This window comes from Acinetobacter sp. CWB-G5, assembly GCF_019209785.1.
Lineage (GTDB): Bacteria > Pseudomonadota > Gammaproteobacteria > Pseudomonadales > Moraxellaceae > Acinetobacter > Acinetobacter johnsonii.
In genome coordinates, this window is the sequence record NZ_JAHUTF010000004.1 from 111,459 (window position 1) to 135,269 (window position 23,811).

The 23,811-nt window shown below is 42.8% G+C and carries 23 protein-coding genes; 9 read left to right on the top strand and 14 right to left on the bottom strand.

The window, feature by feature from the left end:
- Positions 1 to 31: 31 nt before the first annotated feature.
- Positions 32 to 682, bottom strand: coding sequence for a 3-isopropylmalate dehydratase small subunit (gene leuD / locus KVY11_RS09235; RefSeq protein ID WP_004692538.1), 651 nt, complete (start codon positions 680 to 682; stop codon positions 32 to 34).
- 21 nt (positions 683 to 703) lie between these two features.
- On the bottom strand, positions 704 to 2,137 hold the full coding sequence (leuC, locus tag KVY11_RS09240; protein WP_058868871.1) for a 3-isopropylmalate dehydratase large subunit: 1,434 nt from the start codon (positions 2,135 to 2,137) through the stop codon (positions 704 to 706).
- 498 nt (positions 2,138 to 2,635) lie between these two features.
- On the opposite strand from leuC, the gene KVY11_RS09245 reads away from it, so the two are divergent.
- Positions 2,636 to 2,872, top strand: a complete 237-nt coding sequence (locus KVY11_RS09245) for a DUF2061 domain-containing protein (RefSeq protein WP_004692541.1) — start codon at positions 2,636 to 2,638, stop codon at positions 2,870 to 2,872.
- 159 nt (positions 2,873 to 3,031) lie between these two features.
- Positions 3,032 to 3,889, top strand: coding sequence for a LysR family transcriptional regulator (locus KVY11_RS09250; protein ID WP_218288742.1), 858 nt, complete (start codon positions 3,032 to 3,034; stop codon positions 3,887 to 3,889).
- Between the two features lie 59 nt (positions 3,890 to 3,948).
- Here the strand turns inward: KVY11_RS09250 and KVY11_RS09255 are convergent, their stop codons facing one another.
- The 3 genes from KVY11_RS09255 to KVY11_RS09265 all read right to left on the bottom strand — a co-directional run bounded on the left by KVY11_RS09255 (position 3,949) and on the right by KVY11_RS09265 (position 5,634).
- Positions 3,949 to 4,455 carry a DUF2628 domain-containing protein gene (locus KVY11_RS09255; protein ID WP_218288743.1) on the bottom strand — a complete coding sequence of 169 codons (507 nt, stop codon included), beginning with the start codon at positions 4,453 to 4,455 and terminating at the stop codon, positions 3,949 to 3,951.
- A gap of 70 nt (positions 4,456 to 4,525) precedes the next feature.
- Entirely contained in the window at positions 4,526 to 4,771 is a 246-nt protein-coding gene (locus KVY11_RS09260) for a DUF2789 family protein (RefSeq protein ID WP_004978928.1), read from the bottom strand.
- Between the two features lie 212 nt (positions 4,772 to 4,983).
- Positions 4,984 to 5,634, bottom strand: a complete 651-nt coding sequence (locus KVY11_RS09265; protein WP_218288744.1) for an HAD family phosphatase — start codon at positions 5,632 to 5,634, stop codon at positions 4,984 to 4,986.
- Positions 5,635 to 5,816: 182 nt separating this feature from the next.
- Between KVY11_RS09265 and KVY11_RS09270 the strand changes: the two genes are divergently transcribed.
- Positions 5,817 to 6,299, top strand: coding sequence for an RNA pyrophosphohydrolase (locus tag KVY11_RS09270; RefSeq protein WP_004692547.1), 483 nt, complete (start codon positions 5,817 to 5,819; stop codon positions 6,297 to 6,299).
- A gap of 81 nt (positions 6,300 to 6,380) precedes the next feature.
- Positions 6,381 to 8,678: a phosphoenolpyruvate--protein phosphotransferase gene (gene ptsP / locus KVY11_RS09275; protein WP_078389544.1), complete on the top strand. Its 2,298-nt coding sequence runs from the start codon at positions 6,381 to 6,383 to the stop codon at positions 8,676 to 8,678.
- A gap of 6 nt (positions 8,679 to 8,684) precedes the next feature.
- Here the strand turns inward: ptsP and KVY11_RS09280 are convergent, their stop codons facing one another.
- Together KVY11_RS09280 and KVY11_RS09285 are read right to left on the bottom strand one after the other, a co-directional pair.
- Positions 8,685 to 8,873 (bottom strand): hypothetical protein, encoded by a 189-nt coding sequence (locus tag KVY11_RS09280; protein WP_004978921.1) that lies wholly within the window; start codon positions 8,871 to 8,873, stop codon positions 8,685 to 8,687.
- A gap of 189 nt (positions 8,874 to 9,062) precedes the next feature.
- On the bottom strand, positions 9,063 to 9,677 hold the full coding sequence (locus tag KVY11_RS09285; protein ID WP_218288745.1) for a LysE family translocator: 615 nt from the start codon (positions 9,675 to 9,677) through the stop codon (positions 9,063 to 9,065).
- 151 nt (positions 9,678 to 9,828) lie between these two features.
- Here KVY11_RS09285 and KVY11_RS09290 point away from each other — a divergent pair, with 151 nt between their 5' ends.
- Positions 9,829 to 10,281, top strand: coding sequence for an Lrp/AsnC family transcriptional regulator (locus tag KVY11_RS09290; protein ID WP_004978918.1), 453 nt, complete (start codon positions 9,829 to 9,831; stop codon positions 10,279 to 10,281).
- A gap of 194 nt (positions 10,282 to 10,475) precedes the next feature.
- On the top strand, positions 10,476 to 11,612 hold the full coding sequence (locus KVY11_RS09295) for a DUF389 domain-containing protein (protein WP_218288746.1): 1,137 nt from the start codon (positions 10,476 to 10,478) through the stop codon (positions 11,610 to 11,612).
- A 6-nt stretch (positions 11,613 to 11,618) separates the two neighbouring features.
- Here the strand turns inward: KVY11_RS09295 and KVY11_RS09300 are convergent, their stop codons facing one another.
- Positions 11,619 to 13,271: an acyl-CoA dehydrogenase family protein gene (locus KVY11_RS09300; protein ID WP_218288747.1), complete on the bottom strand. Its 1,653-nt coding sequence runs from the start codon at positions 13,269 to 13,271 to the stop codon at positions 11,619 to 11,621.
- Positions 13,272 to 13,349: 78 nt separating this feature from the next.
- On the opposite strand from KVY11_RS09300, the gene KVY11_RS09305 reads away from it, so the two are divergent.
- Positions 13,350 to 13,967, top strand: a complete 618-nt coding sequence (locus tag KVY11_RS09305; RefSeq protein WP_218288748.1) for a TetR/AcrR family transcriptional regulator — start codon at positions 13,350 to 13,352, stop codon at positions 13,965 to 13,967.
- Between the two features lie 120 nt (positions 13,968 to 14,087).
- On the opposite strand, the gene KVY11_RS09310 is transcribed toward KVY11_RS09305, so the two are convergent.
- The 4 genes from KVY11_RS09310 to KVY11_RS09325 form a co-directional block, all read right to left on the bottom strand.
- Complete coding sequence (locus tag KVY11_RS09310) at positions 14,088 to 14,597, bottom strand: hypothetical protein (protein WP_218288749.1); 510 nt, start codon at positions 14,595 to 14,597, stop codon at positions 14,088 to 14,090.
- 138 nt (positions 14,598 to 14,735) lie between these two features.
- Positions 14,736 to 16,928, bottom strand: a complete 2,193-nt coding sequence (gene katG / locus KVY11_RS09315; RefSeq protein WP_218288750.1) for a catalase/peroxidase HPI — start codon at positions 16,926 to 16,928, stop codon at positions 14,736 to 14,738.
- Between the two features lie 435 nt (positions 16,929 to 17,363).
- On the bottom strand, positions 17,364 to 18,419 hold the full coding sequence (locus tag KVY11_RS09320; RefSeq protein ID WP_218288751.1) for an MBL fold metallo-hydrolase: 1,056 nt from the start codon (positions 18,417 to 18,419) through the stop codon (positions 17,364 to 17,366).
- A gap of 70 nt (positions 18,420 to 18,489) precedes the next feature.
- Positions 18,490 to 19,428: a cation diffusion facilitator family transporter gene (locus tag KVY11_RS09325; RefSeq protein ID WP_218288752.1), complete on the bottom strand. Its 939-nt coding sequence runs from the start codon at positions 19,426 to 19,428 to the stop codon at positions 18,490 to 18,492.
- Between the two features lie 318 nt (positions 19,429 to 19,746).
- Between KVY11_RS09325 and hcaR the strand changes: the two genes are divergently transcribed.
- Together hcaR and KVY11_RS09335 are read left to right on the top strand one after the other, a co-directional pair.
- Positions 19,747 to 20,646 carry a DNA-binding transcriptional regulator HcaR gene (hcaR, locus tag KVY11_RS09330; protein WP_218288753.1) on the top strand — a complete coding sequence of 300 codons (900 nt, stop codon included), beginning with the start codon at positions 19,747 to 19,749 and terminating at the stop codon, positions 20,644 to 20,646.
- Positions 20,647 to 20,970: 324 nt separating this feature from the next.
- Positions 20,971 to 21,648, top strand: a complete 678-nt coding sequence (locus KVY11_RS09335) for a DUF1345 domain-containing protein (RefSeq protein ID WP_218288754.1) — start codon at positions 20,971 to 20,973, stop codon at positions 21,646 to 21,648.
- 251 nt (positions 21,649 to 21,899) lie between these two features.
- Here the strand turns inward: KVY11_RS09335 and KVY11_RS09340 are convergent, their stop codons facing one another.
- Positions 21,900 to 22,568: an HAD-IA family hydrolase gene (locus KVY11_RS09340; protein WP_218288755.1), complete on the bottom strand. Its 669-nt coding sequence runs from the start codon at positions 22,566 to 22,568 to the stop codon at positions 21,900 to 21,902.
- Between the two features lie 270 nt (positions 22,569 to 22,838).
- Complete coding sequence (locus KVY11_RS09345; protein WP_114392489.1) at positions 22,839 to 23,777, bottom strand: RluA family pseudouridine synthase; 939 nt, start codon at positions 23,775 to 23,777, stop codon at positions 22,839 to 22,841.
- Positions 23,778 to 23,811: the final 34 nt, after the last annotated feature.

The following is a 23,811-nucleotide window of genomic DNA, read 5'->3' on the forward strand; positions in this document are numbered from 1 at the left end:
GCCCCAAGCACTAGATGCATCGAATTTTCAATTAAGCATGAATTTCAGCAAACACCCATGGACGTGATGCTTTGGTCTTTTCTTCATAGGCTTTGATGTCATCTGCAACCTGTAAAGTTAAACCAATATCATCCAAACCATTTAACAAACAGTGCTTACGAAATGGATCGACTTCAAATGTGAAGGCTTCACCCGATGGTGTACGCACTTCTTGCGCGTCCAAATCAATCGTCAGTTGGTAACCTTCTGTTGCTGCACATTCTTTGAAAAGTTGATCAACAATCTCTTCAGACAAAATCACAGGCAACATGCCATTTTTGAAACTATTATTAAAGAAAATGTCGGCATAGCTGGGTGCAATCACAGTACGGAAACCATATTCTTCCAATGCCCACGGCGCATGTTCGCGGCTTGAACCACAACCAAAGTTCGCACGAGAAATTAAGATGCTCGCACCTTGGTAACGTGGCTGATTCAATGCAAAATCAGGGTTTTTAGGACGTTTAGAATTGTCTTGTCCCAAAAAACCTTCATCTAAATAACGCAACTCATCAAATAAGTTTTCACCAAAACCCGTGCGTTTAATGGATTTCAAAAATTGTTTTGGAATGATCAAGTCTGTATCGACATTGGCACGGTCTAAAGGTGCAACGATACCCTGTTCAACGGTATATTTTTTCATGTCTATGCTCCCAAGCCCGAATTAAAATGAACGCACATCGACAAAATGACCTGCAATCGCTGCTGCCGCTGCCATCGCTGGGCTCACCAAGTGCGTGCGACCACCATTGCCCTGACGACCTTCGAAGTTACGGTTAGAGGTCGATGCACAGTGCTCACCGGGTTGTAATTTGTCTGCATTCATGGCTAAACACATTGAACAACCTGGCTCACGCCATTCAAAGCCCGCTTCAATCAAAACTTTGTCTAAGCCTTCGGCTTCTGCTTGCGCTTTGACTAAACCAGACCCTGGAACCACCATGGCTTGTTTAATCGTACTTGCCACTTTTTTGCCTTTGGCAACTTCAGCCGCGGCACGAATATCTTCAATTCGAGAGTTGGTACATGAACCAATAAAAACACGGTCTAACTGAATATCTGCCAACGCCTGACCTGCGGTTAAACCCATGTAGTTATAAGCACGCGTCCAATCATTGCGTTGCACTTCATCTTTGGCTTGTTCTAAAGTTGGTACAGCTTGAGTCACTGGAATCACCATTTCAGGCGATGTACCCCAAGACACTTGTGGCTCAATCTCTTCACCTTGCAATACAACTACTGTGTCAAAATGCGCATCTGCATCCGAATGTAAGGTATTCCAATACGCAACTGCAGCATCCCACTGTGCGCCCTGTGGTGCATATGGACGGTCTTTAACATAGGCAATGGTTTTGTCATCGACAGCAACCATACCCACACGTGCGCCGCCTTCAATCGCCATATTACACACCGTCATACGACCTTCGATCGACATATCACGGAACACTTGACCACCAAACTCGATGGCATGACCTGTACCGCCTGCAGTACCAATTTTACCGATGATGGCTAAAACTACATCTTTCGGTGTTACACCATGACCCAATTGACCATCAACACGTACCAACATGTTTTTCATCTTCTTTTGAACCAAGCACTGGGTTGCCAATACATGCTCCACTTCAGATGTACCAATCCCGTGCGCCAAACAGCCGAATGCACCATGTGTTGCCGTATGAGAGTCTCCACAGACCACAGTCATACCCGGTAAAGTCAAACCTTGCTCAGGCCCGACCACGTGAGCAATACCTTGACGGACATCATTAATGTCGAACTGCACCACATTAAAGGTTTTACAGTTGTCGTCTAAGGTTTGAACTTGGATACGTGAAGTATCATCTTCAATACCTGCTATTCCCTCTGAACGCTCTTTGGTCGATGTTGGAACGTTATGATCGGGAGTTGCTACATTCGCACTTAAACGCCATGGTTTACGACCCGCAAGTTGTAAACCTTCAAAGGCTTGCGGAGAAGTCACTTCATGTAATAAATGACGGTCGATATAGAGTAAAGCCGAGCCATCGTCGCGTTGTTTTACTAAGTGGTCATCCCACAATTTGTCATACAATGTTTTTGCTTGTTGGTTTTCGCCTGCCATGTCGATTGACTCCACTGGACTGGGTAATTCTTTCATTAAAATCGATTATAGCGACGATTTCACATAAATCTAATTTATCATTTTTATTAATTTAAAAACTTTTTGGAATTATTTTAAATTCATACCTCTTTGTTTCAATCCCTTTGATTACAAGCCCTCACCGCTGGTTTTAATTCAAGCCCTATACGCATATTTATCAACCTGTTGTAGGCCTCACAGTATATTTCCCTGCTCAGCGATGCAAGGCTTATCTCCCCTATTTAAACCAATACTTTTGAAGCTCGCTTCGTTGATCTGAATAAAAAGAAAGCGACCTATTCATAAGCTCAAGAGTTAAATCTACAGAAGCTTGTTTTCTCAAGTCAAACATCCCAAACAATCACTGCGTAGCCTTTCATTCAAAAACCCAATCACGAGCAATCAAAATTTCATTTTGACTTTACTAATGATAATAATTACTATTTACAAATGAAAGGCATTATTGAGAGGGTATTTATCATGGCGAACATTCAGAAATTTGTAGCGAACAATCAGCGCATATTCAAAAAAACCCTAAGCTATTACATCATGCACATTACCGTGGCCATGATTGTGGCTTATTTTGTCACAGGTAACTTATGGATGGCGGTCACACTCAGCTTATTAGAACCAACCGTGCAAGCCTTTGCATTCTTTTTCCATGAACGTATTTGGGAGAAAAAGAACCGTACCACCGAAGAAAATATTCCCGCTTAAGCCTTTATATCAAGCGCCCTCTCAACTCTCAAAAGATCACATCAAGTGATCTTTTTTTATTTTATTCCAGATCCAATAAGTTCCCATTCATTTTAAAGATCGCAATTCATATAAAATTATTTTATAATTTAATTATACTTTCATAACTAGATTATCCTTATGAATCTTGCAGCCTTCGAAGCTTTTGTAAAAGTCATGGAAACCGGCTCTATTTCTTTAGCCGCAGATCAGCTCTTCATTACGCAACCTGCTGTAACCAAACGTATTCATAGTTTAGAAGAATATTTTGGTGTGAAACTGTTTGAGTCTGCGGGTCGTGGTGTACAAGCCACGCATGCCGCACATTCACTGCTGCCTAAAGTTAAAAACTGGCTCAATGAACTGGGTGACATTCACCATACCTTGAGTCATGAACAAGGCATGGTCCAAGGCAAACTCAAAATTGGCACCAGTCACCATATTGGTTTACATCACTTGCCGAGCCATTTGCGTAGCTATGTGCAAAGCTTTCCAAATGTCACCTTAGATGTGCACTTTGTCGACTCCGAGCAAGCGCATGAAAAAGTACTGGCGGGTGATTTGGAATTGGCTTTTTTGACGCTTCCACCCAAACTCGATGAGCGTTTACAGTACGTCACCATTTGGGAAGATCCTTTAGTTTTTGTTGCAGCACCGTTTCATCCGCTGGCACAAATACAAAACTTACAACTCGAAGACCTGATTCAGTACCCAAGTTTATTGCCTGCATCACAAACCTATACCAGCCAAATCACATTGGCAGAGTTTGAGAAACAGAACCTCAAACCTAAAATCACCATGAGCAATAATCCACTCGAATCGATTCGTATGCTGGCATCGATTGGACTGGGCTGGTCAGTGCTTCCAAAAACGATGATTAACCAAGACCTACAGCAGTTGAATGTGAAGTTCGAAATGAACCGTCAACTTGGTATGGTTTGGCATCCGGGCAGAACCCAATCTCGTGCGGTGCAAGAGCTGATTGCAATGATGAACTAAGCTTTGCAAGCATTAAAAAAACCATCCACAAGGATGGTTTTTTATTTTGCGCGAGCGAATTAAGAAGTACTTATAGCCAATGCAACCAGCCCAAGCCAAATCACCAGCAAGATCGAACCTGCTACGATATTTGTACCACCACGATTTTCTAATTCCGTATTGACGTTGCTATTTCCAAATTGGCGAATTTTGGTAGTCTGCTGATCGACATGATGCTTGTACAAGGTATTTCCAAACATTCCAAATGCTACAGCCAAGCCTATATTTGCACCAGAACTTTCAATGCCCAAAAATATTTCAACTATCCCTATGACCACAATCAATCCAATGGTCATAAAGCCATAACGGTACATTTTTCGATAAAACAACCAGACCACGCCTAAGAAAAAGGCGGCAATATTAAAGCCTGCATATTGTTTCTTTGGCGTGATTTTTTCAAATTGAGCTTGATAGTAAGACTCATATTTCGCACCGACAAACAGGGCACGATCTTGTTCTAGTTGATTAACTGAAGCTACAGAGTCTAAAGACGTAGAGTCAGAAAAAGCTTGATGATCGAGAGACATAAATTTCTACTTCTATCTTATTTTTATAAACAGAGGCAAAGCTTCGACGCTCAGCCTCTTTGAGTTCTACTTATTTTTGGATCAGTGAATCTTCATGCAGGGATTCATTCAGCTGATCTACAATAATGGCCCACTCACCGTCCGATTTAATTTTTTCTGCCAAAAACTGACGTTGCGCTTCAGTCCAATACTCTGCGTCAACAATCGTGGTTTGTGCATTGAGCTGATGCGTTACAATAAACAACGCGATGGCCTCTTCACTCGCATCTAAACCGAGTTGCTCAAACAGGTGGGTCATTCTTGGTCGTACACTCATATTTTTCTCCACGCTTATGTTCTAATTTTTCATAGTCAAAATAGCTTTAGCCAAGGTTCAACATAGCATATTTGGTTAATTTTCCAATATCAGCCCACCTATAGCCCGATATTTTATTATCGCTTTACACACTTTTCATTTTTTACGTCGATGCCTTTCAAATAAAAAAGACTGCCCGAAAGCAGCCTTTTCAAGATACAAAAGACAGATACTTAAATCGACCAGTCTTGGATTTCCCATGCCTGCTCTTTAGCCAATGCTTCTAGGCGGTCATCTGGATTGACGGCGATGGCATGGTCAGCGTATTCCAGTAAAAAGCGATCATTGATGGAATCTGAATACGCCCAAGACTCGCTAACATCACGCCCTGCAAGCCATTGATCTAAACGCGTCAATTTGCCTTTTTGATAGCATGGTGTATTGATCACTTTGCCCGTGTATTTACCCTCAACCACTTCAGCATTGGTCGCAATAATTTCACTAATCCCAAATTCACGAAAAATCGGTGCCGTTATAAAATCAGAGGTTGCGGTAATGCCAACCAAAGCATGTCCAGCATCGCGGTGTTTTTCAATGGCTGCAAAACCTTCGGGACGCATTTGCGGGCGAATCACTTTGTGCATGAACAGTTCATGCAGTTCAATGAGGTAGGCATTGTCATGTTGAGTCAAAAATTCAAACACAAATTCATTATAGGCAATCGGGTCGAGCTGCCCTGCTTTGTAGTCTTCATAAAATTTATCGTTCATGGCGCGATGGCGAACTGGGTCGACCAAGCCTTCATTCACCAAAAACTCTCCCCAAGAATGATCTGAATCGGTGTTTAACAAGGTGTGATCGAGATCAAATAGCGCCAATTTCATGAAAATACTCGTAAAAACTGAAATTTAAGAAAAAAATTGTAAATCTATCTCCGCTAGTCGATAGAAATTCGTTAAGATCATAGCAATTTTAACATTTTTAAACTTTGCTTTTTTCGAGTTGGATACAGAAATAAAAATCCCCGATCGCAAAGTCATAAATTACACAATATTTAGGTAGCCAAATGATCGATTCGGAAGGTTTCCGACCCAATGTCGGGATCATTTTGGCAAACGAGTTTGGACAAGTTTTATGGGCAAAACGCATTGGACACAATGCTTGGCAATTTCCACAAGGAGGTATCCAATATGGAGAAACCCCTGAACAGGCACTTTATCGTGAGCTGAGAGAAGAAGTTGGCTTACTGCCCGAACACGTCCAAATTGTAGCGCAAACTAAGGGTTGGCTGCGTTATCGTTTGCCGCACCGATACATTCGTACAGATTCTGATCCCGTATGTATTGGACAAAAACAAAAGTGGTTTTTACTCAAACTCACTGCTCCCGCTCAGAATATTCGTTTGAATTTGTCTGATCCGCCTGAGTTTGACCAATGGCAGTGGGTCAGTTATTGGTACCCGCTGGGGCAAGTTGTAAATTTTAAACGCGATGTATACCGCAAAGCGATGGTGGAGCTGTGTAATCAGCTCCCTCAAAAAAAGCCTTAAAAAATCTAGACGTCCTACAGATTTTTTAAGGATCTCTTGTTATAAATAAGTTGGACGCACATTATTTTTGGAGTAGACGCGATGTCGAATATGCAACTGGATACCCTTCGACGCATTGTACAAGAAATCAATGCGTCCACCAGTTTGCATGAATCACTCGACATTATGGTCAACCATGTGGCGGAAGCCATGCATGTTGACGTTTGTTCCATCTATTTACTCGACGAACGCAATCAACGTTATTTGTTGATGGCATCGAAAGGTTTGAACCCCGATTCGGTCGGCCATGTTTCACTGCATACCAGTGAAGGCTTGGTCGGCCTGGTGGGTCAGCGTGAAGAAATCGTCAACCTTGACAATGCACCGAAACATGAACGTTTTATGTACTTACCTGAAACAGGTGAGGAAATTTATAACTCGTTCCTCGGTGTACCGGTCATGTACCGTCGTAAAGTCATGGGCGTACTTGTGGTGCAAAACAAAGAGTCGCAAGACTTTAGTGAAGCCGCAGAATCTTTCCTCGTCACGCTCTGTGCTCAACTTTCAGGGGTCATTGCGCATGCGCATGCGGTGGGCAATATCGATGTTTTTCGTAAACCGAGTAATTTACCAGCCTACAAAACTTTCCAAGGTGTCCCAGGTTCAGGCGGAATTGCATTAGGTCGTGCTGTCATTCTCTATCCCCCTGCGGATTTGGCGGCTGTCCCTGACCGTGAAGCCGATGACATCAGTGAAGAATTAGAACTGCTGGATCGTGCCCTCACCTCAGTGCGTGATGAAATCAAATCGCTTGATGACAAAATGCAAGATGCCCTCATGGCGGAAGAGCGTGCACTGTTTAGCGTGTTCTTGCGTATGTTGGATGAAAATGCGCTGCCAGCGGAAATTAAAGAACAAATTCGTGATGGTAACTGGGCACAAGGTGCGGTGCGTATCGTCATCGATAATCACATCGATCTGTTTGAACAGATGGAAGATGACTATCTCCGTGAACGTGCCGCGGACTTAAAAGATCTCGGACGACGGATTTTGGCCTATTTGCAAGAAGCCGACTCCAGCCACCGTGAACTTACCGATGAAAGTATCCTGATTGGGGAAGAAATCTCAACCGCAGCCTTGGTTGAACTGCCCGTCGATAAAATTGCAGCCATCGTGACCACCGAAGGCGCAATGAACTCGCATATGGTGATTGTGGCACGCGCACTCGGTATTCCAACCGTGGTCGGCGTGACTGAACTACCGATTAATACCCTCGATGATGTGGAGATGATCGTCGATGCGCACCAAGGGCGTGTGTTTATTAATCCACCTCGTCGTTTACGTAGTCGCTATAAAGAAATTCAAAAAGAAGAAGAACAGATTGCCAAAGATTTAAAACAGTATGAAACCAAAGATGCCATCACTCCTGATGGTGTGGCAGTCAAACTGTTCGTCAATACTGGCCTGATGATTGATGTAGTCCGTGGTGTACAACGCGGCGCCAAAGGCGTTGGTCTATATCGCTCTGAAATTCCGTTCATGCTGCGTGATCGCTTCCCGGGTGAAGAAGAACAGCGTGCGATTTATCGTCAACAGTTGAGCCACTTTGCCAACAAACCGGTGGTGATGCGTACCCTCGATATCGGTGCCGATAAAGACTTGCCTTATTTCTCAATTGAGGAAGAAAACTCAGCTCTCGGCTGGCGCGGTATTCGCTTTACGCTTGACCATCCTGAAATTTTTTCTTCACAAATTCGTGCCATGCTCAAAGCCAGTATTGGTCTCAACAACCTACACATTCTACTGCCGATGGTGACCAGTGTCAGTGAAGTAGAAGAAGCGCTGTATTTACTGGAGCGTGACTGGGTCGCGGTGCAAGAAGAAGAACAGGTCAAAATCACCAAACCAAAAATCGGGATCATGGTCGAAGTACCAAGTGTCTTATTGCAGATTGAAGAGTTTGCAGAGTTGGTTGACTTTTTCTCGGTAGGTTCAAACGACCTGACACAATACTTACTGGCCGTTGACCGTAATAATCCACGTGTTGCCAATGTCTATTCACATTTCCACCCTGCGGTTTTACGTGCGCTCACCCGCTTAGTTAAAGAGTGTCATAAGTACAACAAACCGGTCAGTATTTGTGGTGAAATGGCGGGCGATCCTTTGTCTGCGATCTTACTGATGGCGATGGGCTTCAATACCCTATCAATGAGCTCAAGCAACATTCTGCGTGTACGCAAAGCCATTTGTCATGTCCCAATGCCAGATGCGGTCGAATTGCTAGAGCGTGCCTTGAAAATGAGTAATCCACTCATTGTTAAGAGTCAGATGGAATATTATTTTAAAACACATGGTTTGGCCGATATGGTCAAATCCGCAACACGTATTGTGACGGCTTAAAGGTCTTTAAACCCAAAGAACGGACATTAAAAAAGGGAGATAATCATCTGAATATCTCCCTTTCTTGTGCTTGTCATAGCCTCGTTTTGCATTTTTCTTTCGGTCTACAAAGACTTGGCTTTGGTTGACTTCATGCATGTGTTTAGCTACAAAGTTGTGAATCACAACTTTGGGCTCAGCTTTCTTCTTTGCCATTTTTTTCACCTTGTTGATGTGATCATCTCACTGATGATGCGGTAGAAATTTTACGCCTTTTTGAACGTATTACAACCGATTTTGGCTAGGCCTATGTCCCCCAACTCATGCGCTATTTTCCAATTCAATTACAGGTTATGGCAATGCTTTATTTTGCACTGCCTTTGATCCATATGCTTAAAATGTCGCTTAGACATAAAACTGTTCTAACAATAAAATCATCGCAATCAACATCATCAATGCCCCTGACACTCGACTGACCACCCTAGCAGCCTGTGGACGCGCTCCCAAAACTTTTTGCGCACTAAATCCAACCAAGAAATAAACAGCCGCGCAACTCATGAGATGAATTCCCGCCAATAAAACAATTTGAGAGGTGGGCGACAAAGCCGCTTGCGGGTCGATAAAGGGCGGCAATAAAGCCAAAAATAACAGCAGGACTTTCGGGTTTAATCCACTCAAGTATACGCCTCGAATGTACCATGACTTTGAAGATGCAATGGCAACCTGATCGCTGCTAATACTCGCAGGACGCATCGATAAACTCAGCCCCATCCAGAGCAAATAAACAGCCCCAGCACCCGTGAGCACTTGAAGCAATACGGGCTGACTGGTCACCAATGTGCCCACACCCGCTGCAACAATCAGTGCCGCCATCAAATGCCCTGTTAATAACCCGGTTACCGCAGGCAAGACTCTTTTGCCCTGTATCCCCGACGAAATGGCATAGGCCCAATCTATACCTGGGGTCATCACAAATAGGATCGAAACACCCCAAAATGCAATCAAAATACTCAATGACATCCCTTTCCTCTCTTATCCATCATCATTTTTGAGGTCTAACCCAATCAAAACATGATCTGTATCAAATAATTTTGAAAGGATATCCTTTAGGCTCTAAAATGTGCTTTCAAATATTTGTGCAATAACGCCTAAAAAGGAGAGATTCTTCCACATGGATAAAATTGATAAGAAGATTCTTGCTGAACTACAAGCTGATGGTCGTTTATCTGTTACGGAGTTGGCGCATAAGGTAGGGCTTAGCCTCTCTCCCTGTCACCGCAGAGTCAAAGCCTTAGAAGATTCAGGTATTATCAAAGGCTATCGCGCACAGTTGGATATTTCCCAACTCGGCTTGAATTTCTCCACCATTGTTTTCGTGACGCTCAAAAATGGCGATAAAGATTCGGTGCAGAGTCTTGAAGAAGCGATTCTAAAAGTTCCTCAAATTGTGAAAGCGCAGCGACTTTTTGGTGACCCCGACTACTTGCTGCATGTCGTGACCTACGACTTGGAAAGTTATCAAAAACTCTATGATGAGCACTTGTCCGCACTGCCCAATGTGCAACGCCTTATCTCCACCATGGTAATGAAAAATATTATTTCCAACCGTAGCGTTCTGTTCTAAAAGAGCATACCCATGGGAAGCTAAACACCTATAATTCATCTATATTTTTTATGGATGGTTTCATTATTTCAAAACAGATTTACCTTGCCCTGAGTTTAGGCGAGAATCATATTATTTCTCACCATTTTTTGTTTGCTTCTATTGATAAAAGCGCTAGATTAAATCTTAGTCACATACAAAATAAGAGTGCCGCCATGCCATTAGAAAAAGACAAAGATGCAACCATTGTGGTCAAAGATACGCCTGATCAAGAAAAGTATGAGTTTCTAAAAGAAAAAATTCGTTATAAACAAGCCTTACGCGAAAATTCAAAAAAAATTGACCACCAAAAAGTCCGGTTGAATATCCAAGCCGATGCTCTACCAAGTAAAACCTTTTTTATTATGAATGCCTTGGCTGCCGTCATTGCAGGCTATGGACTATTGTCCAACTCGGCTGCGGTCGTGATTGGTGCGATGCTGGTTGCCATGATGCTGGGGCCAATTTCGGGTATTGCTTTGGCTTTAATTGATAGCCGCTGGTTGCTGTTTAAAACCGCGTTGTCCACTTTGTTACTTGGCATTGCCATGATTTATAGCATTGGGATCATTTTAGGGCTAGTGAATTATGACCTGCCCATGACCAATGAAATTTTAGCCCGCACTCAACCAACCATTTTAGATCTGATGATTGCTTTAGCGGGGGGGGCCGCAGGTGCCTTTGCCTCAGTATCACCTCGCCTGTCAGTGGCCGTGGTGGGTGTTGCCGTAGCGACGGCCTTAGTTCCGCCCTTGGTGGCCAGCGGGATTTTATTCGCGCATATGGAATGGAAAAACTCAGCCAATGCTTTTTTACTGGCGGTGACCAACATCTTCGCCATTCAGATTAGCTCATCTTTAGTCCTGTGGATTGCAGGCTTTAGACGTGGTTCCACCGAAGAAGTGCAGAGTAATGTCAAAGAATTTCTCAAACGTAATGCTATTAGCTTAATGTTTTTGGCACTTTTGGGAATTTATCTCTCCTTTAACTTTTATTCTATGCTTCATGCTCGCCTGTATGAGAGCGGCAATGAAACTATCATCAGTACAGCGTTAAATCACGATAATAATATTATTGATACCATCCAATACGATAAAAAAGAGGGTTTCACTTTAGTCCGTGTCTATATCCGTGGGGATGCCCCCCCTCGTCCAGAAGAAATTGCAGCACTCAATCAAAAGCTGCTGCCAGACGTAAACGATAACCCAAGCATTGTTCAAGTCCGCTTTATTCCGATTGATATTATTCAGGCTGAAGACAGCCCCAACGTCAAACTCGAACAAGATGAAGTGCAAAAGCTTTCAGTACAATAATGAGCTTTAAGCTGCAAATGCTCTATGCAGCAGTCGTTCTACGTCGGGTTGTTTCATATCAAGCATCCCGACAACACGACCATAAAATGGACTATAACGGCTTTGAATAAAGCCATCAGCCACATAGTTTGGTGCATGCCGTTTTAGCAGGACTGCTTGTGCCAAAATCACCAAACGGCTGACCAAGCTGCGCCCCATAAATTGTAGTTCTTCAGGTGTCTGTTGGAACAACTGAAATAGATTTTTCAGCTCTTGTTTCAACTGTTCATCTTGCATAGCCGTGGTAGCCAAATCTTGGAACAGGATTTCAATCGACTCTACATCGCGGCTAATGGCACGCAATACATCCAAACACATGACATTGCCCGAACCTTCCCAAATGGTATTGACTGGCGCTTCTTTAAAAATGCGCGCCATGATGCCGTTGTCGACATAGCCATTGCCCCCAAAAACTTCCATCATCTCCCCTGTAAGTTCAACCGCACGTTTACATATCCAGAACTTCGACGCTGGGGTCATAATGCGTTTCCACGCTACGGACAATGCGTCATCCGCTTCATAGCAGTGTGCCAAATGGAAACTGAGTTGCATCGCTGCTTCCGTTTCTAAGGCTAAATCTGCCAGTACGGTGCGCATCAGCGGTTGTTCAGCCAGAAGCTTCCCAAAAGCTTTACGCTGACGGGTATAGGCAAGACATTGCACTAAGGCTTGTCGAAGCATGGCGGTACTGCCCACCGAACAGGTCAAACGGGTATAGTTAGCCATTTCTATAATGGTGGGAATACCGCGCCCAGCTTCCCCAATCATGATGCCCCACGCCTCTTTAAATTCGACTTCCGAGCTGGAGTTACTTCGGTTGCCCACTTTGTCTTTTAAGCGTTGCACATGAATTGGATTCTTAGTGCCATCCTCTAGCCAGCGCGGTACAAAGAAACAGGCCAAACCATCTTGTTCCGTCTTTGCCACCACCAAATGCGCATCACACATCGGTGCAGAGAAAAACCATTTATGCCCTGTGAGCAAATAGGCTTGACCGCGTCCCGACTCTGCGACGGGTACTGCCATGGTTTCATTGGCACGCACATCCGAACCACCCTGTTTTTCAGTCATGCCCATTCCCAGCCAAATCGATTTTTTCTGGCTGATCGGCACATCGCGTTCATCGTATTCTGTTGAAAGCAATTTATCGCCGATTTTGGCCCATAGCTCAGGTTCACGTTGAATCAGGGGAATACTTCCCATCGTCATTGAGTTTGGGCATAAGTTCCCCGCCTCAATTTGTCCACTCAAATAAAAACGCGCTGCCCATTCCACCCATTTTGAAGATGAATTGGGCTGGTTAAATGGATGTGCGTGGGTGTCAAACTGGCGGTTTAGCCTCATCCATTGATGCCATGCAGGATGAAACTCAATAAACTCTTTGCGACGTCCACGCGCATCGAAGGCATGTAAGATCGGCGTATGTCTATTGGCCAAGTCGGCATAATCATAATATTCCGCTGAACCAACGACATTCCCCAACTCTGTGAGTTTTGCCTGATCCTGACTGCCATAACGAGTGAGAATTTCTTGTAAAACGGTATCGGTTTCAAACAAGTTGTAATTTTCCAGTTCATCAAACTGATTACTGATTTGATGGGTCATCCATGCCGTATTCATATCACTTTGCTCTTGTTATGCTGTGCTTTTCATTTCAGTATAGAGAAAAATTGAGTCTGCCATGTTCAGCTTTGTGCTATGAAGAATCCCGAGATCCAAGTTCGCCGTAGGCCGCGCCAGTCGCGAGCTAAACTCACCCAAGAAGCTTTGCAAGAAAGTTTTGTTCGGCTTTTGCATGAGCGTCATGCACATGAAATTACCATTCGGGAGATTACCGATGTGGCCGGAGTCGGTTTGGGTACCTTTTATGAGTACTTTTCAAAGAAGGAAGATTTGGTTGCATTGACCATTCATCAGCATGTGAAAAGTAATGCTGAAACCTTAAAAAGTTATGCACAAAGCCTAATAGAGTTATCCACAAAATTAACTGATGAAGACTATTTACAGCAAATTATTCACTTTCAGCTTGAGCAGATTCAGGCTCGACAGTTTCTCTGGGCACAGACTTTTTTGCTCGAACGGCAGGTTTCAAACATTGAAAGTTACCGTAAAAGTTATGCCATGATGGTGCAGATGTGGCGCAGTATCCTTGAGCCTTATGTTGGAGATGAAGTTCAACTCCAGCAAATGAGTTTAAATGTGCAGCGGGTATGTTATGGCTTTGTGTCGCAGACCTTGTTGGTCGAGCCTGAGTTTGCAGAATGGGTAATGTTGGAAGGAGATATTATTCAAAGTTTAGGAAAGCTTAATTTTTAATCAAAATAAGCTTTCTATTCATTTTCGCGCTTACATTTAAATTATAGATGTTTGATATATAAAATAATACTAAGCCATGATTTGCATAAGCTCTATTATGTTAAATTGAAGTTTTAGTCACTAAAGATTTGGAAAGCGAATTTTTGTTTCAGCTTTTCTAATTTCATTACTGGTAAAAGAAATAGTTGTTCCTAATGAATAGGCATAGATTCCTTGGATAGAATCATTAGATGATTCATATGAGATATAGAATCCGTTATCAACTCTATTCACCCATTCGAAATTCATTTTATATTTTTCAAATAGAAATTCGATAATTTTCTTTTTTAACTCTATATCATTTGTATCAATATCATAAGCGATGCAATGAAGCTTACCTTGCCATTCTTGAAGTGAAATAGATCCAACTGGGGTTGCCAATTTATACCAGTTTGATTCTTTGATGAAATTCACGTTTGGAGTATGTTTTTCTAAATTGAATTTAGTCTGAATAGTTGAAAAATCTGAACCAATTTCAAATATAAACGGTTTTAGTACTTTATCTTGATTCAGTGTATTGGTCTCTGCATGCAATAAATTATTAGTAAAAAGTGAAATGAAAGCCATCAATATCAAAAAAGCGTTTGACATAAGTAATTCTAAATTTAAATTTCCATAAAATGAATATAATACATACTATACAAAACCAAAATTTTTAAATTAAATAATATCAGCACCTTATGATCTATAAAAAACCGCTCTTTTGAGCGGTTTTTTATTTCAATTAAACTACTTCACGTCAAAACGGTCTGCATTCATTACTTTTACCCAAGCCGCGACAAAGTCTTTTACAAACTTCTCTTTGTTGTCATCTTGCGCATAAACTTCTGCATATGAACGTAAAATCGAGTTTGAACCAAAAACTAAATCTACACGTGTCGCCGTCCATTTGGTTGCCCCTGTCGCACGGTCTACAATTTCATAACGGTTTTTACCCACGGGTTTCCAGTTGTATTTCATATCCGTTAAGTTCACAAAGAAGTCATTGCTCAATACCCCCACGCGAGCCGTCAACACACCTTCTGATGTACCTGCATAGTTTGTGCCGAGTACACGCATACCACCGACTAGAACCGTCATTTCAGGCGCAGTCAAACCGAGTAATTGTGCGCGGTCTAACAACATTTCTTCAGGTTGTACACTGTAATCTTCTTTGACCCAATTACGGAAACCATCATGCTTAGGCAATAAGTCTTCAAAAGAATACACATCGGTTTGCTCTTGAGTCGCATCACCTCGGCCTGCAAGGAACGGAACTTTGATATTCACACCCGCAGCATGCGCCGCTTTTTCAACAGCTGCCGTACCACCCAGTACAATCAAATCCGCAATACTGACTTTTTTCGCCAGACTCGTCTGAATTTCTTCAAGCTTAGCCAAAACTTTAGCTAAACGCTCAGGCTCATTGCCCACCCAGTCTTTTTGTGGTGCAAGACGGATACGTGCACCATTGGCACCTCCACGGTAGTCGGAACCACGGAAAGTCCGCGCACTGTCCCAAGCGGTATTAATCAATTCAACCGAAGTTAAACCGCTATTTAGCAACTTCGCTTTTAAATCTTCAATTTCAGCTTCAGACAAAACATAATCGACCGATGGAATTGGGTCTTGCCAAATCAGATCATCATTCGGTACATCTGCACCTAAATAGCGAGATTTTGGTCCCATGTCACGGTGAGTGAGCTTGTACCAAGCACGCGCAAACACTTCAGACAAGTAAGCTGGATCTGCATAAAAACGCTCTGAAATTTTGCGGTATTCAGGGTCCATTTTGAGTGCCATATCGGCATCGGTCATCATTGGATTACGGCGGACATTGGGGTTATGTGCATCAACAGGTTTATCTTCCTCTTTGATGTTAATCGGTTCCCATTGTTTCGCACCCGCAGGACTGGTGGTTTTTTCCCATTCATAAGTGAACAGCAGATAGAAAAACTCGTTATCCCATTTGGTCGGGTGTGTGGTCCAAGCCCCTTCTAAACCACTGACCATGGTGTTCGCGCCATTGCCTGTACCTTCAGAGTTATGCCAACCGAGACCTTGGAACTCCACGTCTGCGCTTTCAACATCTGCCCCTAAGTTTTCGGCTTTACCATTCCCGTGCGCTTTACCTACGGTATGACCACCCGCAGTGAGTGCGACAGTTTCTTCATCATCCATTCCCATACGGTCAAAAGTGACACGCATGTCTTGTGCAGTCCGAAGGGGATCTTGGACGCCATCAACCCCTTCAGGATTGACATAAATTAAACCCATTTGTACCGCAGCTAATGGATTTTCAAGCGATTTACGGTCTTGGTCATTGGCATAACGGTTTGCCGTTGGTGCCAGCCATTGACGCTCTTCACCCCAGTAAATGTCTTTTTCTGGCGCCCAAATATCTAGACGACCACCACCAAAGCCAAAGGTTTTCAGGCCTGCTTCTTCATAAGCCACTGTCCCTGCAAGAACGATTAAATCGCCCCATGAAATTTTGTTGCCATATTTGCGTTTGATTGGCCAAAGCAGGCGACGGCCTTTATCGGTATTGACGTTATCAGGCCAACTGTTGAGTGGTGCAAAGCGTTGGTTCCCTGTGTTGGCACCGCCACGTCCATCTTGTTTACGGTAGGAACCCGCCAAGTGCCATGCGGTACGTACAAACATCCCAATGTAACTGCCATAGTCAGATGGCCACCATTCTTGACTGCTGTTGATGAGTTCACGGAGATCTTGTTTCACCGCTTCTAAATCCAATGATTTGAATGCGGCTGCATAGTCAAAATCAGGATCCATCGGGTTGGTTTTTTTATCGTGTTGCGACAGGATGTCTAGATTGAGCGCATTGGGCCACCAATCAGAATTATTGGTGCTGGCTAAACTCGTTTGTCCACCATCTTTCTGGTGAAATGGACAACCTGATGCTTGCATATTCTGTGTCATGTCGAGCTCCAAATTTGATCATCAAATTATGATTATCATGAACCGTTTAAAGTAATTATTACTGTTCTAACATAGCCCCTTTTGATGACAATCTAAAGCGAGTTTTACGAATAAAAACAATCGGATTATTCTATGTAAATATTTAAGAAAGAAAGAATTTTAACTTTTCAACAAGATAGAAGCCGACGAAAAAACAACAGCAAGAAAAGCTTTTTATGCGGGGTTGATGGACATTTTCAATTGAGTTTATCGATTAAAACTCAGACAAGCCTTACCAGCAATGAGCGCGGCTCAGATTGAGTTAAAATTAAACAAAAAAAGAAGCGTACTTTCGCTTTTTAGATTTTATTTGAAAGATATTTTGGTGATGTCCTTATGGTCTCGGTGATGACTGTTTTTGTCCCAGCCACCACCTGATCTTACACATAAAGTAAATTACACGCTTAAACGTCGACCTTCTCTTAAACAAACAAACGGATTCATGAGCTTTGAGCTATTTTTCATCGCCACTTTTAAGTCAATCTCAGGTTGTTCACGACTTTCATCGGTCAGCTGAAAGGTACGATAGTGAATGGCCATAGAACATTTGGCATGCAGGTCTTTATGTGCTTGAAAAGCATCTTGCGGATTCATATGCATATAGCGCATCAGCTCACGCGGTTCATACGCCCCTATCGGCAGTAACGCAATTCGAGGTGCGCCAAAACGCTGATGTAGCTCTTTAAAGTGTGGTGAATACCCCGTATCCCCTGCAAAATAAGCATAGTCAGCACCACAGTGAATACTAAACCCGCCCCATAACGCACGGTTTTGATCACGCAGCCCACGGCCAGAACCATGCTGTGCTGGGGTATAGACCAGTTTTAAATCATGCAGACGTGCCGACTGCCACCAATCCATTTCCAATACTTGTAAGTGCTTGGGTAAATACCATCCATTGCCCAAACCTGTATAAATAGGCATGGCGAAACGCTCATACAACCAGTTCAGACTGGCAATATCCATATGGTCATAGTGGTTGTGGCTCAAAAGCACTGCATGGATGGTCGGTAAATCTTCCAAGGCAATGCCCGCAGGCATAACACGGCGAGGTCCCCGCCCTTGCATCGGGCTGACATGTTCAGCCCATACAGGATCGGTCAATAAATTATAGGGCCCAATTTGAAGTAATACCGTGGCATGACCCACAAACCACACCTGCCAATCCTTTAAATCGGCATGGGGCCGATCTTGTGGCAGGCTTTTTTTATCGGCATGAAAGTGCGCATACTCTTGCGCCAAATCCACATTCCATGTCGAAGATTTACGCTTAATCAACCATTTCAGCAAGTCGCCTCGGCTACGGCCCTCAGGTCGACGAACCGAATTGACAAAGCGAGTCCCGTTATAATGGTCGGAGTGTAGAAACTGAAATTCGGGCTGTCGCCATGTATGGGACATGGTATTTTCAGTCGGAATTTGATAATGGAGTTCAGTTGATTTTGGCTTCATTTAACGTCGTTATCTTTATTGCAATACACCAGTAACAGGACCAGTTTTGAAAACTGACCTCTACCTTAACCTATTCCAAGCGTCCTTGCATTCGCTCTAACCACACTTTTTTTGATTGCGGCTTCACAAAGAGTGCCACAATTTCAGGATGTTTTTGTTTAATTTTTACTTCAATGCGATTAACACACGCTTCTATCTCATCGGTAGTGAGGTGATCTTCAAATTCTACACTCAACGAGGCCAAAACCTGCTTGGCACCCATTTGCTCGGTCAGTAAGCCGTTGGCCGACAGTACGCCTTCATCGTCTTGGGCAATTTTTAAGATATTTTGACGTACATGCAGGTCTGCGGTCTCACCGAGCAGCAAACCTTTGGTTTCTCGTGCCAAAAGAAAAGCGGACACCGCCAAAACCAGCCCAATCAGAATGGACGCCACTCCATCCAGTGCAGGCATATTTAAACGATGTGCCAAATAAATACCGAGAAAGGCAATCAACAGCCCAATTAATGCAGCAGAGTCTTCAAACAAAACGGTAAACGTGGTGGGGTCTTTACTGCGTCGAAAAGCTTCGAAATAACCTTGCTGACCTTTTGCCTTACGAAACACTTTCAGAGCAACACACCATGAAATACCTTCACTTACAAATGCAAAGCCAAGTACAACATAATTGATGGTCGGGTTTAGAATGGGTTCAGGATGCAAAATGTGCATGATCCCATTGTACATAGACACCAATGCCCCTAAGGCAAAAACCATGAGAGATACAATGAAGGCCCAAAAATACAGCTCTCGCCCATAGCCAAAAGGATGATTAAAATTGGCAGGTTTATTTGACTTCTTCAATCCATATAACAGTAAAATTTCGTTTAAGGTATCCACAACAGAGTGAATCGCTTCACTCAACATGGCAGAGCTATTGGTCAGATAAGCCGCAATAAACTTTACCAGCGCAATGGTTAAATTCCCCAACAGCGCGGCATAGACCACCAGTTTATTTGAATCTGCCATATCGATTTTTAGCCCATATGTTCAATTAAATTATATTTATGTTTTTATCATATCCAATTTCGGCAAAACGCAACTGTATTTTTATGTAGTTCACCTCCCCTAATTTTCAGGTGATTGGTATGAACTATTTTTAGTATTTAATTAATACCTTTTAGCAATTATTAAAAAAGCTATTTCGTATAAAAAAGTCTTAAGACTCAATCCAAGATCATTTATTTTCTCAATAATTGAATCATCTTCACGGCATCATTGTTTATCGATTATACTTTACCGCAGTCATTGTAAGACATTTTTTGGATTAGTCAGTGGGTTATTTATATGGAACTTAGACACCTTCGCTATTTCATTACTGTTGCTGAAGAACTGAACTTTAGTAAAGCAGCACTGAAACTTTATACCGCTCAACCTTCATTAAGCCAGCAAATCAAAGACCTTGAAGAAGATGTCGGTGTGCAGTTACTGTATCGAACCAAGCGAAAAGTTGAACTCACTGAAGAAGGCGCTGTTTTCCTTGAACAAGCACGTCTCACCTTGGCTCAGGCAGACAAAGCGGTTGCTATGGCACGCCAAGTGTCACAAGCCAAACAGCAGATGCTTCGTATTGGTTTTGTCCCTGTGGCAGAAATGAAAATCTTTCCTTATGTACTGCCCAGTTTACGAGTACAAAATCCAGAGTTAAAAATTGAGTTGTTCAGTATGAACAATACTGAGCAACTACGTTTGCTGAAAAAAGGAGAGTTGGACATTAGCTTTACGCGAAATAATGTCCATAGTGATGAAATTGAAAGCCAGTTTGTACTGCGTGAACCACTCATTTTCCTGTTGCCGAAAGATCATCCTTTGGCCCAATACGAGCGAATTCCGGTTAAAGCATTAGATGGCATTGATTTTATTATTCCCGCAGCCGAGCAGTCACAGACTTTACACCAGACCATTTTGGAATTTGCCAAAGCCCACAATATTGAATTTAACATTGTGCAAAAAGCTGACAACATCCTATTCAATATCAACGCGATTGGCTTGGGGCTCGGCTGTACAATTTTACCCGGTTACATTGCGCCACTTAGCATGAACAACACGGTAATTCGTCCACTTGAGGTTGAGCTGCCGTATTTGGATCTGTATGTGAACTATCGTAAAAATAACAGCTCACTGGCAGTAACTAAATTTATAGAATTACTGACTCGGGTATTTTATTTGGATATTAACCGCGAATAAATCCGCAGTGAATCCCAATGATGTATCCCATTCGGCGCGCCACTATTTCTGCAGAAATAGCTACGCGAATTTCTTATAAACCAATCCTCTGTATGACAAGCGTATTTTCACCCTCTTATTTTTAAGTGGTGTCGACGACATCTCGCTTTTTCATTTTATATTCTTTTTAAGCTAAGATAGGCTAATAAAAACAGGCTTTTGTCAGGTTCCCTACAACTGAAGTCCGAATACAAACTAATCCTAAAGACGTAGGTACTGATACTTAAATAGGCACTGCGACCTTAGCTGCACGAAAAAAACAATAAAACAGAGAAGGAGAAGAATATGCCAATGCCCACTTTACAGCGTTTAAAAACAGCAATGAAATTTCGCCCCTTCTTTTTCATTAGTTTTTTGCTGACTGCTGTTTTTTATACGTTGCTGAATACATTTACCGACTGGTCTTGGTCGACCAATTTATTGATCAGTTGGAATATTGCCGTATCAAGTTATTTAGTCAAAACTATGACCACCCTGTGGTCTGTTGACCATCGGCACATTCTGCAACATGCACAACAGCAAGATGCCAGTAAATGGATCATTCTACTGTTGGTGATCATGACTTTGCTCATGTGCTTAATTGCGATTGTATTAGAGTTGACTCATCTCCCGAATGACCCAACCATCAAATATGGGCACTTAGCGCTGTCCTTACTCACCATTATTAGCGCATGGTTCTTTATGCATACCGTGTTTGCCATTCATTATGCACATGACTATTATCTGGCTCTCGCAGACCAACAAGATTCAGGCTTAGACTTTCCCAAAACGGCTCAACCGACCTATCCCGACTTTTTATATTTTAGTTATGTGATTGGCACTTCTGCGCAAACCGCGGATGTTTCCATTACCTCACGTTCGATGCGTATTCTTAATATTCTGCACATTATTTTAGCTTATGGTTTTAATACCTCTATTCTCGCCATTAGCATCAATGTCGCGGCGGGTTTTATCACGCTATAAGTACCCTGTTTTTCATTTCTTGATCATCCTCAAATGACACCCATCCAATATAAAGACGATGATTGAAGTCCTTTCGAGGAAAACATCAAAAAAAACCAATCAGAGCTTTTTCAAATCACAAACCCAACAATTCAATCAACCGTTCATCAGCCTTAAAGCATACTGAAGACAAAAGCTTTGAAGATGATCGCCCAAAACAGGCAGACTCACTCTGACCATCTTCCACAGGCTATATATTTAGACGACTCAAGTTAAATCACTTGTTTAAGGTCAACATATTGCAATAAATACTGCTGCAAGCTCGGCACATCATCCGCGATGGCCAAAGGTTGATATTGTCTGAGCGTTTCAGGTGTATGCACCCCATAACTCACCCCGATTCTCGGCATGGCAATAGTACGTGCCATTTCTAGGTCATAACTGGTATCACCCACCATAATCGCGCGTTCAGCAGACACACCCGTTTCAGCTAAAATTTCTTCCAACATCAAAGGATGCGGTTTAGATTTAGTTTCACTTGCAGCACGCGTTGTCACAAATAGTGCTTGGCTCTGTGTTTGCGCTAATACTCGATCTAAGCCTTTACGGCTTTTACCTGTCGCCACCGCCAACTGTAAACCTGCTTCACGTAAGCCATTCAACATATCGGCTACGCCGTCGAACCAAACATCACCTTTCGAGTTCGCCACATAATGCTCGGCATAGCATTGCAAAATCTCAGTATGTAGCTCAGGCATTTGAGGAAATAATCGCTGCGCAACCTCTGGCAAACCTAAACCAATAATACTTTTTGCTGCATCAGCAGATAAGGGTTGTGCAAATTGCTGCGCGGCAAACAATAAACTCGCCACAATCTGCCCCACTGAATCAAATAATGTCCCATCCCAATCGAAGATAATCAGTTCTACAGGTTTGTTCATGCTGGGGTTCCAATATTTACTTTTATAAAGTCAATTTACACCATGCATTTGCTACACGATGGCGACAAGGATGGGGCCGTTGAGCTGACTTGCACTTCGCTTTAGAGCAGTGCTTAAAGCGCGTTCAGGATGTTCCATCAGCTCAACAAAAGATTTTTGTTACTTTGCATCTTTAAAAATAAAGATGACCAATACAGCATCATTTTAAATTAATCACAACCAACAAAAGTCATGGCTTTATCACTTCTCCCAAAATGAAAGGGAAAAGACTTAGTCCTTCTTTTGTGCTCTTAACTGCGCCACAATACTCTGCATATCTTCAGGTAACGGCGCTTCAATCGGCGCATAACCAGGAATGTCTAAACGCATTGCATGCAGACATAAACGACGCGGTTTCGGTCCTTTATATTCTGTTTCATGACCATATTTATCATCACCGACCAATGGATGACCAATGCTTAAACCATGCACACGAATTTGATGGGTCCGCCCTGAAAGCGGCGATGCATAAACTAAGGTTGCATGCATAAAACGCTCAGCCACATTCCACTGCGTTTTAGACTCTTTACCTTCACTCGACACACGCACACGACGCTCACCATTGGCCAGTTCATAACGGTGCAAAGGCGCATCAATTAACTGCTTGTCTAAACTCACCACACCTTTAACTACAGCAGCGTAAGTTTTCTTAATTTTGTGTTCACGCAACATGTCTTGCAAACTTTTTAACACACTACGCTTTTTAGAAATCATCACCAAACCTGAGGTATCACGGTCAATACGATGAATCAGTTCTAAATATTTTTTACCTGTTGCCGCACGTAAGCCTTCAATTAGACCATAAGCCACGCCACTGCCGCCATGTACGGCAATGCCTGATGGCTTATTGACGACCATCAAGCCTTCATCTTCATACACCACACGACTGAGTAAACTCTGTGCCACTTTGTCAGAAACAGGCACCGCATTTTCATCTTTTTGTTCATAGCGAATCGGCGCCACACGAATCTGGTCACCAATAGACAGCTTAGTTTCTGCTTTTATACGCTTTTTATTCACGCGAACCTGACCTTCACGAATCAGGCGATAAATACGACTTTTAGGCACACCTTTTAAACGGCTAAATAAAAAGTTATCAATCCGTTGCCCTGCTTGATGCTCGTCCACTTCAAACCACGTCACGTTTTGCCATTGTTGGGTAGAATTCATACAGTTACTGCGACCTAAAAAATACGGAATTTGA

Bases quoted from the DNA above. Each gene is read 5' to 3' on its own strand.
- leuD (WP_004692538.1), bottom strand. From the start codon at position 682: ATGAAAAAATATACCGTTGAACAGGGTATCGTTGCACCTTTAGACCGT.
- leuC (WP_058868871.1), bottom strand. From the start codon at position 2,137: ATGGCAGGCGAAAACCAACAAGCAAAAACATTGTATGACAAATTGTGG.
- KVY11_RS09245 (WP_004692541.1), top strand. From the start codon at position 2,636: ATGGCGAACATTCAGAAATTTGTAGCGAACAATCAGCGCATATTCAAA.
- KVY11_RS09250 (WP_218288742.1), top strand. From the start codon at position 3,032: ATGAATCTTGCAGCCTTCGAAGCTTTTGTAAAAGTCATGGAAACCGGC.
- KVY11_RS09255 (WP_218288743.1), bottom strand. From the start codon at position 4,455: ATGTCTCTCGATCATCAAGCTTTTTCTGACTCTACGTCTTTAGACTCT.
- KVY11_RS09260 (WP_004978928.1), bottom strand. From the start codon at position 4,771: ATGAGTGTACGACCAAGAATGACCCACCTGTTTGAGCAACTCGGTTTA.
- KVY11_RS09265 (WP_218288744.1), bottom strand. From the start codon at position 5,634: ATGAAATTGGCGCTATTTGATCTCGATCACACCTTGTTAAACACCGAT.
- KVY11_RS09270 (WP_004692547.1), top strand. From the start codon at position 5,817: ATGATCGATTCGGAAGGTTTCCGACCCAATGTCGGGATCATTTTGGCA.
- ptsP (WP_078389544.1), top strand. From the start codon at position 6,381: ATGTCGAATATGCAACTGGATACCCTTCGACGCATTGTACAAGAAATC.
- KVY11_RS09280 (WP_004978921.1), bottom strand. From the start codon at position 8,873: ATGGCAAAGAAGAAAGCTGAGCCCAAAGTTGTGATTCACAACTTTGTA.
- KVY11_RS09285 (WP_218288745.1), bottom strand. From the start codon at position 9,677: ATGTCATTGAGTATTTTGATTGCATTTTGGGGTGTTTCGATCCTATTT.
- KVY11_RS09290 (WP_004978918.1), top strand. From the start codon at position 9,829: ATGGATAAAATTGATAAGAAGATTCTTGCTGAACTACAAGCTGATGGT.
- KVY11_RS09295 (WP_218288746.1), top strand. From the start codon at position 10,476: ATGCCATTAGAAAAAGACAAAGATGCAACCATTGTGGTCAAAGATACG.
- KVY11_RS09300 (WP_218288747.1), bottom strand. From the start codon at position 13,271: ATGAATACGGCATGGATGACCCATCAAATCAGTAATCAGTTTGATGAA.
- KVY11_RS09305 (WP_218288748.1), top strand. From the start codon at position 13,350: ATGAAGAATCCCGAGATCCAAGTTCGCCGTAGGCCGCGCCAGTCGCGA.
- KVY11_RS09310 (WP_218288749.1), bottom strand. From the start codon at position 14,597: ATGTCAAACGCTTTTTTGATATTGATGGCTTTCATTTCACTTTTTACT.
- katG (WP_218288750.1), bottom strand. From the start codon at position 16,928: ATGACACAGAATATGCAAGCATCAGGTTGTCCATTTCACCAGAAAGAT.
- KVY11_RS09320 (WP_218288751.1), bottom strand. From the start codon at position 18,419: ATGAAGCCAAAATCAACTGAACTCCATTATCAAATTCCGACTGAAAAT.
- KVY11_RS09325 (WP_218288752.1), bottom strand. From the start codon at position 19,428: ATGGCAGATTCAAATAAACTGGTGGTCTATGCCGCGCTGTTGGGGAAT.
- hcaR (WP_218288753.1), top strand. From the start codon at position 19,747: ATGGAACTTAGACACCTTCGCTATTTCATTACTGTTGCTGAAGAACTG.
- KVY11_RS09335 (WP_218288754.1), top strand. From the start codon at position 20,971: ATGCCAATGCCCACTTTACAGCGTTTAAAAACAGCAATGAAATTTCGC.
- KVY11_RS09340 (WP_218288755.1), bottom strand. From the start codon at position 22,568: ATGAACAAACCTGTAGAACTGATTATCTTCGATTGGGATGGGACATTA.
- KVY11_RS09345 (WP_114392489.1), bottom strand. From the start codon at position 23,777: ATGAATTCTACCCAACAATGGCAAAACGTGACGTGGTTTGAAGTGGAC.